Origin of the sequence: Streptomyces rhizoryzae, from assembly GCF_023155275.1 — a bacterium.
Taxonomy (GTDB): Bacteria; Actinomycetota; Actinomycetes; order Streptomycetales; family Streptomycetaceae; genus Streptomyces; species Streptomyces rhizoryzae.
On the sequence record NZ_JALMUV010000044.1, the window covers coordinates 1 to 16,700 of the forward strand.

Sequence of the window (16,700 nt, forward strand, 5' to 3'; positions counted from 1 at the left end):
ACCCGCCCCGCGCAGCGAGGGGCCCCAGAGCGCCGGAGGCGCAACGCACAGGCACTCGCACGGCGGGAAACCCGACAACGTACGCAGGCCCGCCGCAGGCACAGGCACCGTGGGAAGCAAGCCAAGCCAACCCGGTCACAAACGGCCCGCCGCCCAGGCGATAGCCTGGCGGGCGCTGATCGTCGTTCAGATACCAGGGAGTACCTCCGTGAGCCAGCGCACCCTCGTCCTGCTCAAGCCCGACGCCGTCAAGCGCGGCCTGGTCGGCGAGATCATCCGCCGTATCGAGCGCAAGGCCAACTGGACGATCACCGCGCTGGAGCTGCGGACCCTCGGCCGCGAGGTGCTGGAGCAGCACTACGCCGAGCACGTCGGCAAGCCGTTCTACGAGCCGCTGGTGGAGTTCATGGCGTCCGGGCCGGTCGTCTCGATGGTCGTCGAGGGCGAGCGGGTCATCGAGGGCGTCCGCGCGCTGGCCGGCCCCACTGACCCGATTGCCGCGCCGAGTGGGTCCATTCGTGGGGACTTCGGAACGATCACCCGGGAAAATCTCATCCACGCCTCGGATTCCGAAGAGTCCGCCGAGCGCGAGATCAAGATTTTCTTCCCCGGCAATTCCTGACCCGAAGTCAGCGGCCAACCCCCTTGTGACCAGGGGCGACCGATGAAATCATCGGTCGCCCCTCGGTGTATTCGCCGTGCGCGGGGGAACGCGTTCCCGCGACACGACGTCACCATTAAGGGGGGCGGGTGCGTGTACGGCTGACAATGGCGGAACGGCCTCCCGCCGTGTTCGTGTGGGGACACTACGAACTACGATGGAGGCTTCCGCGCGGCACAGCGCATCACCTCCTGCCGACCTCAAAGTAAGCATTCGCTCCAGTTGGGAAGGCCAGACGTATCCTCATGGGGAACAACATGTCGTTCATCGGCCGTGACATGGCTGTCGACCTCGGGACCGCCAACACGCTGGTGTACGTCAGGGGCCGCGGCATCGTCCTCAACGAACCGTCGGTCGTGGCCATCAACACCAACACCGGTGGCATCCTCGCGGTGGGCGCCGAGGCGAAGAAGATGATCGGGCGGACGCCCGGCAACATCGTCGCCGTACGCCCCCTGAAGGACGGGGTGATCGCCGACTTCGAGATCACCGAGCGGATGCTCCGCTACTTCATCCTCAAGATCCACAAGCGGCGCTACCTCGCCCGTCCGCGGGTGGTGGTCTGCGTTCCCTCCGGAATCACGGGAGTTGAGCGCCGCGCGGTCATCGAGGCGTCGACCCAGGCCGGTGCCCGCCAGGTGCACATCATCGAGGAGCCGATGGCCGCCGCGATCGGTTCCGGCCTGCCGGTCCACGAGGCCACCGGCAACATGGTCGTGGACATCGGCGGCGGCACCACCGAGGTCGCGGTCATCTCGCTCGGCGGCATCGTCACCGCCCAGTCCATCCGGGTCGCCGGCGACGAGCTGGACAACGCGATCATCCAGCACATCAAGAAGGAGTACAGCCTCCTGCTGGGCGAGCGCACCGCCGAGTCCATCAAGATCACCATCGGTTCGGCGTACGACCTGGAGCAGGACGAGCACACCGAGATCCGCGGCCGCGACCTGGTCTCCGGCCTGCCCAAGACCGTGGTCATCTCGGCGGCCGAGGTCCGCAAGGCCATCGAGGAGCCGGTCAACTCCATCGTCGACGCGGTCAAGACGACGCTCGACAAGTGCCCGCCGGAGCTGTCCGGTGACGTGATGGACCGCGGCATCGTTCTCACGGGTGGCGGTGCGCTGCTGCGCGGCCTGGACGAGCGGCTGCGCCGCGAGACCGGTATGCCGATCCACATCGCCGAGGACCCGCTCGACTCGGTCGCGCTGGGTTCCGGCAAGTGCGTCGAGGAGTTCGAGGCGCTCCAGCAGGTCCTGGACTCCCAGCCGCGCCGCTGACGCTCCGGTCCCCGGTCCGTCGCGAGGCCGTCACACGGCGTTCGCGGCGGCCGGGCACCATGGAACACAAGCAGCCGGTCCGCCCGCCGGGCCGCTGATCCATACCGCAACGCCCCCACAGACACGGTGCACTGACGTTCCACCACCGCGCCGTCACCGCAAGGCACAACGCTCAACCCCCGAACGAGACCGGCGGGGCCCGCAGCCGGCCGGTCCTACGAGGAAGGACACGGCCGCCGCACGTGAGGGACACACGAGAGAGCCGGCTGCTGCTGGTGCTGCTGGTAGCGATCGCGTTCGCGCTGATCACGGTCGATATCCGCGGCGGCGAACAGTCCCCGCTCGACGGTGCCCGGCAAGCCGCCGCCTCCGCCTTCGGCCCGGTCGAGCGCGGCGTGGCCCGCGTCGTCAACCCGGTCGGCAACGCCGTCAGCGCGGTACGGGACTCCGGCGAGCGGCACAGCCGGATCAGCCGCCTGGAGCACGAGAACGCCGCGCTGCGCCTCAAGCTCGGCTCGCCCGACCGCAACCGCAACCGCGCCGCGGAGCTCGACAAGATCCTCAAGACCGCGGCCACCGGCCAGTACGCCATCAAGGGCGCCGAGGTCATCGCCATCGGCTCCGCGCAGGGCTTCTCCTGGACCGTCACCATCGACGCCGGCAGCCGGGACGGCATCGCCCGCGACATGACGGTCCTCAACGGGGACGGGCTGGTCGGCCGGATCACCACCGTCACCGCGCACACCTCCACGGTGCTGCTCGCCGCCGACCCGGAGTTCACCGTCGGCACCCGGATGGAGAAGACCAACGAGATCGGCTTCGCCAACGGCCAGGGCGTGCGCTCGCTCCGCGTGCAGCTGCTCAACGGCCGGGCCGACGTCAAGAAGGGCGACCGCCTGGTCACCTTCGGCTCCAGCAAGGACAAGCCGTTCGTGCCCGGCGTACCGGTCGGCACGGTCAGCCGCGTCGAGCCGCTCAACGGCGATCTGACCCGCACCGTCCAGGTCCGGCCGTTCGTCTCCTTCTCGGCGCTCGACGTCGTCGGCGTGGTCGTCCAGCCGCCCCGCCAGGACCCGCGGGACACCGTCCTGCCGCCCCCGGTCAAGCCCAGGCCGACGCCGACGGTCACCGTCACGGCCACCCCCTCCGCGAGCGCTTCACCGAGGAGCTGACCGATGCGCATCAACCGGATCCTGCTCGCCACCCCGCTGGTGGTGGTCGCCCTGATCATCCAGGTCAGCATCCTCGCCAGACTCCACCTGCCGGGTGCCGTCCCCGACCTGCTGATGCTGGTGGTGGTCGGGCTGGCGCTGGTCTACGGCCATGTCGGCGGCTCGCTCATCGGCTTCGGCGCCGGACTGCTCGCCGACCTCGCGCCGCCCGCCGACCACGCCATCGGCCGCTACGCCCTGGTCCTGTGCGTCATCGGCTACGCCGCGGGCCTGACCAGGCCGGACGGCGGCCAGCACCGTTCGGCGACGCTGCCGCTGGTCGTCGTCATCGGCGCCGCGATCGGCTCCACGCTGCTGTACGCCGGGGTCGGCTCGCTGGTCGGGGACACCGCCGCGCGCCACGTGGGCCTGGTCGGCCTGCTGCTCAGCGCCACCCTCTACGACCTGCTGCTGGCGCCCTTCACCGTGCCGCTGGTGATGGCGGTGGCCCGCCGGACGGAGCACGACCCGCTGGCCACCGACAGCGGCGGCGGGGCGGTGGCCGGGCGGCACGGCTGGGGGAGCGGCGACGCCGGCTCCTGGCTGACGACGGGTACCGGCCTGAAGTCCAGCCGCAACGCGATGAAGGCGCTGCGCACCGGCCGGGTGCCGAAACCGGCCCGGGGCGGACGCACCAAGGGGGTCAAGGGCCTCAAGGGGGTCAAGCGCCTGTGAGCACCGCCCGCCCGACGCCCGCCGCCCCCGAAGGAGGCGCTGCGCGCCATGAGTAACATTCCCGAGACCGGGAAGACCTCGCGGGTCACCATCCGGCTCGTCGCGATCCAGATCCTGGTCTTCTCGCTGCTGGCGACGCTCGGCGGCCGGCTGTGGTACCTCCAGATCCGCAACGGCCAGGAGTACGCCGCCAAGGCCCGTTCGAACCACGTCCAGCAGGTCATCGACCCGGCCACCCGCGGCTCCATCCTGGACGCCCGCGGGGTGCCGCTGGCCGACAACCAGACCCGGCTCGTGGTCTCCGCCAGCCGCACCGACCTGCTGAAGATGAAGGACGGCGGCAAGGCCGTGCTGGCCCGGCTGGCCAAGGTGCTGAACATGCCGGCCCAGGAGATCCGCAACAAGGTCCGGCTCTGCGACGCCAAGACGCCGCAGCCCTGCTGGAACGGCTCGCCGTACCAGCCCATCCCGATCACCGACAAGGCCACCACCCAGCAGGCCCTCCAGATCCGCGAGCGCTCCGAGGACTTCCCCGGCATCAGCGCCCAGCCCACCGCCGTGCGCCGCTACCCGGCCCCCGGCAAGGCCAACACCGCGCAGGTCCTCGGCTACCTCTCGCCGGTCACCGACGAGGAGATCAAGAAGGCCAAGGACGGGCCGTCGCCGCTGCTGCGCTCCGACCAGGTCGGCCGGTCCGGCCTGGAGCGGCAGTACGACACGTACCTGCGCGGCAAGGCCGCCGTCACCCGCTACGAGGTCGACAACCTCGGCCGGGTCATCGGGCAGGCCAAGAGCGACAAGGGCCAGGCCGGTTCGACCCTGATCACCAGCATCGACGCCCGCGTCCAGGCCATAGCGGAAAAAGAGCTGGAACAGGCCATGAAGGACGCCCGCACCCAGGTCGACCGGAACACCGGCACCAACTACAAGGCGGACTCGGGCGCCGTGGTCGTGATGGAGGCGAAGACCGGCCGGGTGGTGGCGATGGCCTCCAACCCCAGCTACGACCCCAACGCCTGGGTCGGCGGCATCTCCGGCAAGGACTACGCCAAGCTCACCGGCAAGGACTCCGACTACCCGCTGCTCAACCGCGCCATCCAGGGCCAGGCCGCCCCCGGCTCGATCTTCAAGGTCATCTCGACCTCGGCCGCGGTGAACGCCGGCTACCCCTTCGACGGCCACTACCCGTGCACCAGCTCGTACAGCATCGGCGGCCAGGTCTTCAAGAACTTCGAGGGCGAATCGCAGGGCGACATCAGCCTGGGGCGCGCGCTGGAGGTCTCCTGCGACACCGTCTTCTACCGCCTGGGGCACGACGAGTGGAAGAAGGACGGCGGGGACAAGCCGGTCAAGAACCCGCGCGACTGGTTCTACAAGACCGCCCACCAGTTCGGCCTCGGCAAGGAGACCGGCATCGACCTGCCCAACGAGGTCAAGGGCCGGGTCCCCGACCGCCAGTGGAAGAACGCCTTCTGGCAGGCCAACAAGGACAGCTGGTGCGCGCACCCCAAGGACGCCAATGACTACGTCTCCAAGCTCGCCCGGGAGAACTGCCTCGAAGGCATGAAGCTGCACGCCTACGACTCGATCAACTACGCGATCGGCCAGGGCGACACCCTCGTCACCCCGATCCAGATGGCGACGATCTACGGGGCCCTGGCCAACGGCGGCACCCTCTACAACCCCACCGTCGGCAAGGCCATCGTCAGCCCCGACGGCAAGAAGGTGCAGATGATCGAGCCCCGCTCGCACGGCCGGCTGCCGGACAGCCCCAAGACGCTCCAGCAGATCGACGCCGCGCTCCAGGGCGTCACCGAACGGGGCACCGCCGCCTGGCGCTTCCAGGGCTGGCCGCAGGACAAGATCCCGATGCACGCCAAGACCGGTACCGCCGAGGTCTACGGCAAGCAGACCACCTCGTGGTTCGCGACGTACACCAAGGACTACACGATCGTGATGACCATCTCCCAGGGTGGTACCGGCTCGGGCGCCTCCGGCCCGGCCGTCCGCAAGATCTACAACGCGCTCTACGGCGTCAACGACAAGGGCGAGATCGACCCCGGGGCGGCGCTGCTGCCGAAGCCCGAGGCCAAGCTGCCCAAGATCGAGAGTGACGGCACCATCGTCTCCCCGCCCATCAAGCCGCCGCCCGCCGACCCGTCGCCGTCGCCCTCCGGGAGCCCCCAGCAGTGACCACGCCGCTCTTCTCCCGGGCCTTCTCCGTCCGCCGCTACGGCCCCGACCAGGGGCTGTGGAGCCGGCTGACGGCACGCGACTCCGTGGTGCGCAAGCTGGACTGGATACTGCTGCTGTCCTGTCTGGTGCTCTCCCTGCTGGGCTCGCTGCTGGTCTTCTCCGCCACCCGCAACCGCACCGAACTCAACAAGGGCGACGAGTACTTCTTCTTCGTCCACCACCTGCTGAACACCGCGATCGGCGTGGCCCTGGCGGCCGGCACCATCTGGCTCGGCCACCGCACCCTGCGCGGTGCCGTCCCGGTGCTCTTCGGCCTCTCGGTGCTGCTGGCGGCGCTGGTGCTGACGCCGCTGGGCGCCACCATCAACGGCTCCCGCTCCTGGCTGGCGATCCCCGGCGGCTTCTCGCTCCAGCCCGCCGAGTTCACCAAGATCACCATCACCCTGGGCATGGCGATGATCCTGGCCGCCCGGGTGGACGCCGGCGACCGCCCGTACCCCGACCACCGCACCGTCGTGCAGGCCCTGGGCCTGGCCGCGGTGCCGGTCGGGGTGATCATGCTGATGCCGGACCTCGGCTCGGTGATGGTGCTCGGCGCCATCATCCTCGGCGTGCTGCTCGCCAGCGGCTGTTCCAACCGCTGGATCCTGGGCCTGCTGGGCACCGGTGTCGTCGGCTGCGTCGCCATCTGGCAGCTGGGGCTGCTGGACGCCTACCAGATCGCCCGGTTCGCCGCGTTCGCCAACCCGAGCCTGGACCCGGCCGGTGTCGGCTACAACACCAACCAGGCCCGGATCGCCATCGGCGGCGGCGGACTGACCGGCTCCGGCCTCTTCCACGGCAGCCAGACCACCGGCCAGTTCGTCCCCGAGCAGCAGACCGACTTCATCTTCACGGTCGCCGGCGAGGAGCTGGGCTTCCTCGGCGCGGGCCTGATCATCGTGCTGCTCGGCGTGGTGCTCTGGCGCGCCTGCCGGATCGCCCGGGAGACCGGCGAGCTCTACGGCACGATCGTGTCCGCCGGGATCATCGCGTGGTTCGCCTTCCAGTCCTTCGAGAACATCGGGATGACCCTGGGCATCATGCCCGTCACCGGTCTGCCGCTGCCGTTCGTCTCCTACGGCGGCACGTCGATGTTCGCGGTCTGGATCGCCATCGGGCTGCTCCAGTCGATCCGCGTCCAGCGCCCGGTCTCCGCGTCCCGCTGAGGCCGGGCCCGCCGCCCCGCGCGCCGGTCAGCGGCCGGGGTACAGCTCGAACCACAGCGACGTGGTGTGCGGCGGACCCTCGAACGGGGTCGTGCCCCAGTCGCCGGCGAGCCGGCTGATCAGCAGCAGCCCGTGCGCCGGATCCCGCTCCAGCAGGGCCGGCCCGGCCCAGGCCGCCGCGGGCGTGCGCGCCCCGGGGACCGCCGGGCCCTCGTGGTGGACGCTGATCCGCAGGCCGCCGGGGCCGGTCAGGACCCGCAGCAGGAGGTCCGCGGACGGCGGCGTGCGCAGATGGGCCCGGGTCACCGCCTCGGAGGTGAGCAGCACGGCGGTCTCCCGCAGCGGGGCGAGCGGGCCGCGGCGCAGCACCGCCGCCACGAAGTCCCGGGAGGTCTTCGGGGCGGTGGGCCGGCTCGGTGCCGTCAGCAGATAGGGGCGGGCGCCCGCCGCGACGCGGAGCGGGGGCCGGGCGACGGCTGCGGTGTCGGGGTGCACGGTTTCTCCCGGTGTCGGTCGAACGCCGGTTGCCACGCTGTGTGGACGGCTTGTCACACACCGTAAGACACCGTGTGTCGGCGATGCCACCCGCCCGGGGCGGGAACCGCCGCCGGTCCCGGTCCGGCCGCTGGTCGGGCTCCCGGCGGCTGGCTAGATTCGAGGCATGGCGGACACCGTGCGGGAGATCGAGCGGAAATACGAGGCGGACGCCCTCCCCGGCCCCGCCGCCCTGCCCGACCTGACCCGCGCCGCCCGGGTCGCCACCGTCACCGCACGGGACCCGGACCTCCTCGACGCGGTCTACTACGACACCGCCGACCAGCGCCTGGCCGCGGAGGGCGTCACCCTGCGGCGGCGTACCGGCGGCCCGGACGCGGGCTGGCACCTCAAGCTCCCGGCCGCCGTCCCCGGCGCGCCCGCCCCGGTGCGCGACGAGCTCCGCGCCCCGCTCTCCGGCTCCCCGCCCCCCGAACTGACCGCCCTGGTCCGCTCCCGCACCCGCGGCGCGGCCCTGGTCCCCCTCGTCCGGCTGCGGACCCGGCGCACCGTGCGCGAGCTGCGGGACGCCGCGGGCCGCCCGCTCGCCGAGGTCGCGGTGGACGAGGTCGAGGCCCGCCGGCTGCACCCGGAGGGGGCCGGCGGCCGGGTCCGCTGGCGGGAGATCGAGGTGGAACTGGCCGGCGGTGCCGCGGACGGGGGCCTGCTGGACGAGGTCGAGCGGCTGCTGGCCGAGGCCGGCGCGCGCCCCTCGCCGGCGCCGTCCAAACTGGCCCGCGTGCTGGCCGCGACCGCCCCCGCCGGCACCGCCCCCGCGCCCCCCGCCCAGCCGCCCCCCGGCGACGCCGGAAGCACCGCCGGCGACCTCGTCCTCGGCTACGTGCGCACCCAGGTGCGGGCGCTCGTCGAGCTGGATCCGGCGGTCCGGCGCGACCTGCCCGACGCGGTGCACCGGATGCGGGTCGCCACCCGCCGCCTGCGCAGCGCGTTCCGCTCCTACGGCGCGGTCCTGGACCGGGCCGCCACCGATCCGCTGGGTGGTGAACTCCGGTGGCTGGCCGCGGAGTTGGGGGCCGGACGGGACCAGGAGGTACTGGCCGGGCGGCTCACCTCCGCACTGGCCGGGGTGGACCGCCCCCTGCGGATGGGCCCGGTGGCGGGGCGGCTGCGCGCCTGGTCGGCCCGGAGCCGGGCGGGTGCCCGCGACCGGGTGCTGGGCGCCCTGGACGGCCCGCGCTACCTCGCCCTCCTCCAGGACCTGCACACCCTCCTCGGCGCCCCGCCGCTGCGCGGACCGGCCGCCGGCCCCGCACCGCCCGCCGCCGCCCGCGCCGTCCGCGACGACTGCCGGCGGCTGGCCCGCCGGATCGAGGCCGCCCTCGGCACCCCCGCCGGCCCCGCCCGCGACGTGGCGCTGCACCGCGCCCGCAAGGCCGCCAAACGCGCCCGCTACGCCGCGGAGGCGGCCACCCCGGCGCTCGGCCGCCCGGCCCGCGAGATCACCGCCGGTGCCAAGGAGCTCCAGCAGCTGCTCGGCGACCACCAGGACGGCGTGGTGGCCCGCGCCGCGCTGCGCGACCTGGCCGAGGAGGCCCGCCGGGCCGGCGAGAGCGGATTCACCTTCGGCCTGCTCTACGGCCGCGAGGAGGCCCGCGCGGCTGACCTGGAGCGCGCGCTGCCGGGCCGCTGGGCGGAGTTCTCCCGGCTCGCCGGCCCCGGGGAGCCGCCCGGGCCCCCGGAACCTGTCGTACCGCCGGCGTGCCCGGAGGCGCCGCCGGGCGGGTTACGCTTGTGAGTCGCCCTTGCCAGCTCACGAAAGTTCGTCGAGATGCCTGCCGAATCGGTCTTCCCACAGCTTGAGGCCCTGCTCCCCCACGTGCAGAAGCCGATCCAGTACGTCGGCGGAGAGCTGAATTCCACCGTCAAGGACTGGGATTCCTGTGACGTCCGCTGGGCGCTCATGTACCCCGACGCCTACGAGGTCGGGCTGCCCAACCAGGGCGTCATGATCCTCTACGAGGTCCTCAACGAGCAGGAGGGCGTGCTCGCCGAGCGCACCTACAGCGTCTGGCCGGACCTGGAAGCGCTGATGCGCGAGCACCGGGTGCCGCAGTTCACCGTCGACAGCCACCGGCCGGTCGGCGCCTTCGACGTGTTCGGGCTGAGCTTCTCCACCGAGCTGGGCTACACCAACATGCTCACCGCGCTCGACCTGGCCGGCATCCCGCTGGAGGCCAAGGACCGCACCGAGGACCACCCGCTGGTCCTGGCCGGCGGCCACGCCGCCTTCAACCCCGAGCCGATCGCCGACTTCCTCGACTGCGCGGTCATCGGCGACGGCGAGCAGGCGGTCCTGGACATCACCGCGATCATCCGCGAGTGGAAGGCCGAGGGCCGCCCCGGCGGCCGCGACGAGGTCCTCTTCCGCCTGGCGCGGACGGGCAACGTCTACGTCCCCAAGTTCTACGACGTGGAGTACCTCGCCGACGGCCGCATCTCGCGCGTCGTGCCGAACCGCTCCGGCGTCCCGTGGCGGGTCTCCAAGCACACCGTCATGGACCTCGACGAGTGGCCCTACCCCAAGCAGCCGCTCGTCCCCCTGGCCGAGACCGTCCACGAGCGGATGTCGGTCGAGATCTTCCGTGGCTGCACCCGCGGCTGCCGCTTCTGCCAGGCCGGCATGATCACGCGTCCCGTCCGGGAGCGAAGCATCACCGGCATCGGCGAGATGGTGGACAAGGGTCTGGCCGCCACGGGATTCGAGGAGGTCGGCCTGCTGTCGCTGTCCTCCGCGGACCACACCGAGATCGGCGACATCGCCAAGGGCCTCGCCGACCGGTACGAGGAAGACAAGATCGGCCTGTCGCTGCCGTCGACCCGCGTCGACGCCTTCAACATCGATCTCGCCAACGAGCTGACCCGCAACGGCCGCCGCTCCGGCCTGACCTTCGCCCCCGAGGGCGGCAGCGAGCGGATCCGCAAGGTCATCAACAAGATGGTCTCCGAAGAGGACCTGATCCGGACCGTCGCCACCGCCTACGGCAACGGCTGGCGCCAGGTGAAGCTCTACTTCATGTGCGGCCTGCCCACCGAGACCGACGACGACGTCCTCCAGATCGCCGACATGGCCACCAAGGTCATCGCCAAGGGCCGCGAGGTGTCGAACTCCAACGACATCCGCTGCACGGTCTCCATCGGCGGTTTCGTCCCCAAGCCGCACACCCCCTTCCAGTGGGCCCCGCAGCTCTCCGCCGAGGAGACCGACGCCCGCCTGGCCAAGCTCCGCGACAAGATCCGCGGCGACAAGAAGTACGGCCGCTCCATCGGCTTCCGCTACCACGACGGCAAGCCCGGCATCGTCGAGGGCCTGCTCTCCCGCGGCGACCGCCGGATCGGCGCGGTCATCCGGGCGGTCTACGACGACGGCGGCCGCTTCGACGGCTGGCGCGAGCACTTCTCCTACGACCGCTGGATGGCGGCCGCGGAGAAGGCGCTGCCGGAGTTCGGCGTGGACGTCGCCTGGTACACCACCCGCGAGCGCGGCTACGAGGAGGTCCTGCCCTGGGACCACCTCGACTCCGGCCTCGACAAGGACTGGCTCTGGGAGGACTGGCAGGACGCCCTCGACGAGACCGAGGTCGAGGACTGCCGCTGGACCCCGTGCTTCGACTGCGGCGTCTGCCCGCAGATGGGCACCGAGATCCAGATCGGCCCCACCGGCAAGAAGCTGCTGCCGCTCACGGTCGTCAAGTAGCCCCGCCGCACGCCCGGCCCGGCCCCGTCCCGGCGGAGCCGGGCCGCCGGCGTACGGAGCCCGCGCCGCGCCGGGCGGCCGGGGCGCCGGCGGCCCACCCGTCCGCGTGGTTTCCGCCGCGCGTCCGGGGCCGCGGCGGGCGGCCCGGGCGCCCCGGCGGGAACCGGCCGGCGGCGCGGCACGTACTCTAGGTAAAGACGTCCGGGCGCGATGTGTCCCCGCCCACGCGGGGGCGGTCCGGACGGGGCGGCACCCGCCGCGCCCTGACACCAAGGAGAAGTAACACTGGGCAAGCGACAGCCCGAAGGCCCGCCGCCCGCACCCGCGGTGCAGCGCATCCGACTGCGCTACACCAAGCGCGGCCGCCTCCGGTTCACCAGCCACCGCGACTTCCAGCGCGCTTTCGAGCGGGCGCTGCGCCGCGCCGAGGTCCCCATGGCCTATTCGGCCGGCTTCACCCCGCACCCCAAGGTGTCGTACGCCAACGCCGCACCGACCGGCACCGGCAGCGAGGCCGAGTACCTGGAGATCCAGCTCACCGAGCACCGCGACCCGGAGGCCGTCCGCGCGCTGCTCGACGCGTCGCTGCCGGCCGGCCTCGACGTCACCGAAGCCGTGGAGGCCCGCACCAGCGGCCTCGCCGACCGGCTCCAGGCGTCGGTGTGGGAACTCCGCCTCGACGGGGTCGGTACCGAGGAGGCCGGGCGCGCCGTGGAGGCGTTCCTGGCCGCCGGCGAGGTGCCGGTCGAGCGGCGCACCAAGAACGGCCTGCGCACCTTCGACGCCCGCGGCGCGGTGGCGCGCCTGGAGGCCGTCCCGGCCGACGGGAGTGCGGGCGATAGGCCCGGCGGCGGTGCCTGTGCGATACTGCGGCTGGTTGTTCGGCATCTGACACCTGCCGTTCGACCCGACGACGTCCTGTCCGGCCTCCGGGTTACGGCCGACCTGGCGCCGCCGGTCCCCGCAGCGGTGACCAGGCTGGCGCAGGGGCTGCTCGATGAGGAGACCGGCGCGGTGACCGACCCGCTGGCGCCCGACCGCGACGCTGCCACGGCCGCTCCAACCACGGCCGCCGGGGTGGGTACCGCGCAGGCTGCGAGCGGGGCCTCCCCGGCGATTTCCGGGGAAGGGACCGCGTAGGACGCGTCGTGGCGCCGCCGATCAACCAGGGCCCGACCCCGGTCCGGCGGACGCACTGACCAGGAGACTTTCGCCGGCCCGGACCACGGGCCCGGCGAGCGAGACGACAGCTCCCGTGCGGCGCCCGCGCCCCGGACTGCGGAACCGCGCCCCGCGCGCGGACCGCGGCCGGACCCAGGCGCGGCGCCCGGGAGCGTGACGGGAGAACCGCCCGCATGCTCGAAGCTATTGAGCCCACCGATTCCTCGCGGTCCGCGGACCGCGAGGGTGAGAACAGCACCCCCGGCGACACCCTGCCGCCGCGCCGCCGGCGCCGCGCGGCGTCCCGCCCGGCCGGCCCGCCGTCCGCCGCGGCCGCCGCGACCACGGTCGTGAGCAGCGACGCCCCGGCGGCCCCGCAGCCGGCGGCCGAGGAGGCCCCCGCGCCCGCGGCCGAGGCCGCCGCGGAAGAGGCCCGTCCGGCCCGCCCGCGCCGCCGGGCGACCCGCAAGGCGACCGCGCCCGCCGGGGCCCCGCGCCCCGCCGAGGAGACCGCCGCGGCCGAGCCCGCCGAGGCGCCCGCCACCGAGGCCGCCGCGCCCGCCGAGGCCGCCGCTCCGGCCGAGGAGGAGGCCCGTCCGGCCCGTACGCGCCGCCGGGCGACCCGTAAGGCGACGGCTCCGGCCGGTGCCCCGGCCGCCGCCGAGGAGGCGCCCGCCCAGGCCCCTGCCGCCGAGCCCGCCGCCGAGGAGGCGCCCGCTGCTCCGGCCGAGGAGGAGGCCCGTCCGGCCCGTACGCGCCGCCGCGCCACCCGTAAGACCGCCGCCCCGGCCCCGGAGCCCGCCGCCGAGGAGCCCGCCGAGGAAGAGGAGGCGGCGGAGACCGAGGCCGCCGCTCCCGCCGAGGCCGCCGCGCCCGCCGAGGAGGAGGCGCGTCCGGCCCGTGCGCGTCGCCGGGCGACCCGTAAGGCGACGGCTCCGGCCGGTGCCCCGGAGGCGCCCGCCGAGGCCCCCGCCGCCGAGCCCGCCGAGGCCGAGGCCCCGCGCCGCCGCACCCGCCGCCGCGCCGAGGCCGCCCCGGTCGAGGCCCCCGCCGCCCGCACCGCGGAGGAGCCCGCCGCGCAGGAGCCGGTGCGTGGCCGCCGCCGGGCGCAGCGGCCCCCGACGGCCGTGTTCCAGGCTCCGGTCTTCACCGAGCCGATGTTCCAGACCCCGGAGAGCGCCGCCGCCGCGCACGCCGCCGCCCGCCTGGAGGCGGAAGCGGCCGAGACCGAGCCGGAGGAGGCGGCCACCGGCGCCGCCCGCCGCCGTCGCCGGCGCCGCGCCGAGGCCCCCGAGGCCGAGCCGGTGACCGCCGCGCCGTCCGCCGTGACCGAGGAGCCGGCGGTCGAGGAGGCCGCCGAGGAGCCCGAGGAGGAGCACGACGGCACCGCGGCCGGCGAGGAGGGCGAGCGTCCCTCGCGCCGCCGCCGCCGGGGCGGCCGCCGCCGTCGCCGCGGGGAGGCCGCCGACGGCCTCGACGAGCACGCCGACGAGCACGCCGCCGAGGAGCCGGCCGCCGAGGAGGAGGCCGAGGGCGCCGAGGCCGAGCAGGAGGAGGCGGAGGCCGCCGAGGCCGGCGTCAGCTCCAGCAGCAGCCGCCGTCGCCGGCGCCGTCGCCGGCGCAGCGGCGAGACCGCGGAGGCCGAGGCCACCCACGCCGACGACCCCGAGCGCACCGTCGTCAAGGTCCGCGAGCCCCGCAAGAAGGACGAGGGCACCGGCGCCGACGAGGTCCAGTCCATCAAGGGCTCGACGCGCCTGGAGGCCAAGAAGCAGCGCCGCCGCGAGGGCCGCGAGCAGGGCCGCCGCCGGGTGCCGATCATCACCGAGGCGGAGTTCCTGGCCCGCCGTGAGGCCGTCGAGCGGGTGATGGTGGTCCGCCAGAGCGGCGAGCGCACCCAGATCGGCGTGCTGGAGGACAACGTCCTCGTCGAGCACTTCGTCAACAAGGAGCAGGCCACCAGCTACGTCGGCAACGTCTACCTGGGCAAGGTGCAGAACGTCCTGCCGTCGATGGAGGCCGCCTTCGTCGACATCGGCAAGGGCCGCAACGCCGTGCTCTACGCGGGCGAGGTCAACTTCGAGGCGCTGGGCATGGCCAACGGGCCGCGCCGCATCGAGACCGCGCTGAAGTCCGGCCAGTCCGTCCTGGTCCAGGTCACCAAGGACCCGATCGGCCACAAGGGCGCCCGGCTGACCAGCCAGGTCTCGCTGCCCGGCCGCTACCTGGTCTACGTGCCCGAGGGCTCGATGACCGGCATCAGCCGCAAGCTCCCGGACACCGAGCGGGCCCGGCTGAAGCAGATCCTCAAGAAGATCGTCCCCGAGGACGCGGGCGTCATCGTGCGCACCGCCGCGGAGGGCGCCAGCGAGGACGAGCTGCGCCGCGACGTGGAGCGGCTCCAGGCGCAGTGGGAGGAGATCCAGAAGAAGGCGAAGGCGGCCTCGACCAGCTCGCCGAGCCTGCTCTACGGCGAGCCGGACATGACCGTCCGGGTCGTCCGGGACATCTTCAACGAGGACTTCTCCAAGGTCATCGTCAGCGGTGACGACGCCTGGGAGACCATCCACGGCTATGTCGCGCACGTCGCGCCGGACCTGGCGGACCGCCTCCAGCGGTGGACCTCCGAGGTCGACGTCTTCGCCACGTACCGGATCGACGAGCAGCTGATGAAGGCGCTGGACCGCAAGGTCTGGCTCCCCAGCGGCGGTTCGCTGGTGATCGACAAGACCGAAGCCATGGTCGTGATCGACGTCAACACCGGGAAGTTCACCGGCCAGGGCGGCAATCTGGAAGAGACCGTCACCCGGAACAACCTGGAGGCGGCCGAGGAGATCGTCCGCCAGCTGCGGCTGCGCGACCTCGGCGGCATCGTGGTCATCGACTTCATCGACATGGTCCTGGAGTCCAACCGCGACCTGGTGCTGCGGCGGCTGCTGGAGTGCCTGGGCCGGGACCGCACCAAGCACCAGGTGGCCGAGGTCACCTCGCTGGGCCTGGTCCAGATGACCCGCAAGCGGGTCGGCCAGGGCCTGCTGGAGTCGTTCTCCGAGCAGTGCGTGCACTGCAACGGCCGCGGCGTGATCGTCCACATGGACCAGCCGTCGGCTGGCGGCAAGCGCAAGAAGAAGGGCAAGGCCGGGGCGAACGGTGCCCAGCCGGAGCAGCCCGCCGAGGCCGTCGAGGCACCGGCGGCCGAGGAGGCGGCGCCGGAGCTGGAGCCGGTCGCGGTCACCGAGGCGCAGCTCCAGCCGTCGGTGGACGGTGCGGACGAGTGGTACGGCAGCCCCGCGGAGGCCGAGGCCGCCGCTGCCGGGCGCGGCCGGGGCCGCCGCCGGGTGAGCCGGAAGGTGTCCGCTCCGGCGGGCGCGCCCAAGGCCGCCGCCGAGGAGGCCGCCGCGATCGTGCTGCCGGCCGCCGCGCCGGCCGGGGAGGCCGAGCAGGCTCCGGAGCCGGCCGCGGAGCCCGCGCCGGCCGCCGCGCCCGCCGAGGAGGCCGCTCCGGTCGCCGAGGCCGCCCCGCCGCGGACGCGCCGCCGGGCCACCCGCCGGGTGTCCGCGCCGGCCGGTTCGCCGGAGGCCGCCGAGTCCGCCGGGACGATCGTGATCAGCGGGCCGGCCGCCGAGGCGCCCGCCGCGGCACCGGAGCCGGTCGCCACCGAGGCCGCCGAGCAGCCCGCCGCGGCGGACGAGGGCGCGGAGGCCGCCGAGCCGGCGCCCGCGGCCAAGAAGACCGCGAAGAAGGCGGCGGCGAAGAAGACCACGGCCAAGAAGGCGGCGGCGAAGAAGACCACCGCCAAGAAGGCCGCGGCGAAGAAGACCACCGCGAAGAAGACGACGGCGAAGAAGGCGGCGGCCAAGAAGACCGCGGCCGCGGCGCCGGCGTCCGCGGAGGACTGAGCAGGACCCGCCCCCGGGCCGCCGTCACGGCGGCCCGGGGCCGGTTTGACCCTCCGGTCGAGGCCCCGTAACCTTGACCGTCGGTGTCTGTGTGGCACCACCCCTTCTGAGCACACACCTCTCGGCTCCGCCGAGGGAGGCCGCTCGTCCCGCCCGCCGCTTG

The 16,700-nt window shown here is 73.6% G+C and carries 11 protein-coding genes; 10 read left to right on the forward strand and 1 reads right to left on the reverse strand.

The genetic code is table 11. From position 1 onward, the window contains the following. The first annotated feature begins 208 nt into the window (after positions 1-208). From ndk to MUU72_RS27995, 6 genes are all read left to right on the forward strand, one after another. Positions 209-622, forward strand: coding sequence for a nucleoside-diphosphate kinase (ndk, locus tag MUU72_RS27970; RefSeq protein WP_248016196.1), 414 nt, complete (start codon positions 209-211; stop codon positions 620-622). Between the two features lie 296 nt (positions 623-918). Further along, a complete protein-coding gene (locus MUU72_RS27975; protein WP_003985182.1) occupies positions 919-1,938 on the forward strand; it encodes a rod shape-determining protein in 1,020 nt (339 codons plus the stop codon). A 242-nt stretch (positions 1,939-2,180) separates the two neighbouring features. Continuing rightward, the gene (gene mreC, locus MUU72_RS27980) at positions 2,181-3,110 is read left to right on the forward strand and encodes a rod shape-determining protein MreC (protein WP_248016197.1); all 930 of its coding nucleotides are present in this window, start codon (positions 2,181-2,183) and stop codon (positions 3,108-3,110) included. Positions 3,111-3,113: 3 nt separating this feature from the next. Beyond that, positions 3,114-3,824 (forward strand): rod shape-determining protein MreD, encoded by a 711-nt coding sequence (mreD, locus tag MUU72_RS27985; RefSeq protein WP_248016198.1) that lies wholly within the window; start codon positions 3,114-3,116, stop codon positions 3,822-3,824. 48 nt (positions 3,825-3,872) lie between these two features. Continuing rightward, the gene (gene mrdA, locus MUU72_RS27990) at positions 3,873-6,017 is read left to right on the forward strand and encodes a penicillin-binding protein 2 (protein ID WP_248016199.1); all 2,145 of its coding nucleotides are present in this window, start codon (positions 3,873-3,875) and stop codon (positions 6,015-6,017) included. Then, a complete protein-coding gene (locus tag MUU72_RS27995; RefSeq protein ID WP_248016200.1) occupies positions 6,014-7,228 on the forward strand; it encodes an FtsW/RodA/SpoVE family cell cycle protein in 1,215 nt (404 codons plus the stop codon). Before mrdA ends, MUU72_RS27995 begins: the two co-directional genes overlap by 4 nt. Positions 7,229-7,255: 27 nt before the next feature. Here MUU72_RS27995 and MUU72_RS28000 read toward each other — a convergent pair whose 3' ends face one another. Continuing rightward, positions 7,256-7,723 carry an ATP-binding protein gene (locus tag MUU72_RS28000; protein WP_248016201.1) on the reverse strand — a complete coding sequence of 156 codons (468 nt, stop codon included), beginning with the start codon at positions 7,721-7,723 and terminating at the stop codon, positions 7,256-7,258. A 166-nt stretch (positions 7,724-7,889) separates the two neighbouring features. On the opposite strand from MUU72_RS28000, the gene MUU72_RS28005 reads away from it, so the two are divergent. The 4 genes from MUU72_RS28005 to MUU72_RS28020 all read left to right on the forward strand — a co-directional run bounded on the left by MUU72_RS28005 (position 7,890) and on the right by MUU72_RS28020 (position 16,537). Further along, on the forward strand, positions 7,890-9,518 hold the full coding sequence (locus MUU72_RS28005) for a CYTH and CHAD domain-containing protein (RefSeq protein WP_248016202.1): 1,629 nt from the start codon (positions 7,890-7,892) through the stop codon (positions 9,516-9,518). A 33-nt stretch (positions 9,519-9,551) separates the two neighbouring features. Continuing rightward, positions 9,552-11,477, forward strand: coding sequence for a TIGR03960 family B12-binding radical SAM protein (locus tag MUU72_RS28010; RefSeq protein ID WP_248016203.1), 1,926 nt, complete (start codon positions 9,552-9,554; stop codon positions 11,475-11,477). 327 nt (positions 11,478-11,804) lie between these two features. Further along, entirely contained in the window at positions 11,805-12,617 is an 813-nt protein-coding gene (locus MUU72_RS28015; RefSeq protein ID WP_248016204.1) for a TIGR03936 family radical SAM-associated protein, read from the forward strand. Positions 12,618-12,832: 215 nt separating this feature from the next. After that, positions 12,833-16,537 (forward strand): Rne/Rng family ribonuclease, encoded by a 3,705-nt coding sequence (locus MUU72_RS28020; protein ID WP_248016205.1) that lies wholly within the window; start codon positions 12,833-12,835, stop codon positions 16,535-16,537. The last annotated feature ends 163 nt before the right edge of the window (positions 16,538-16,700 follow it).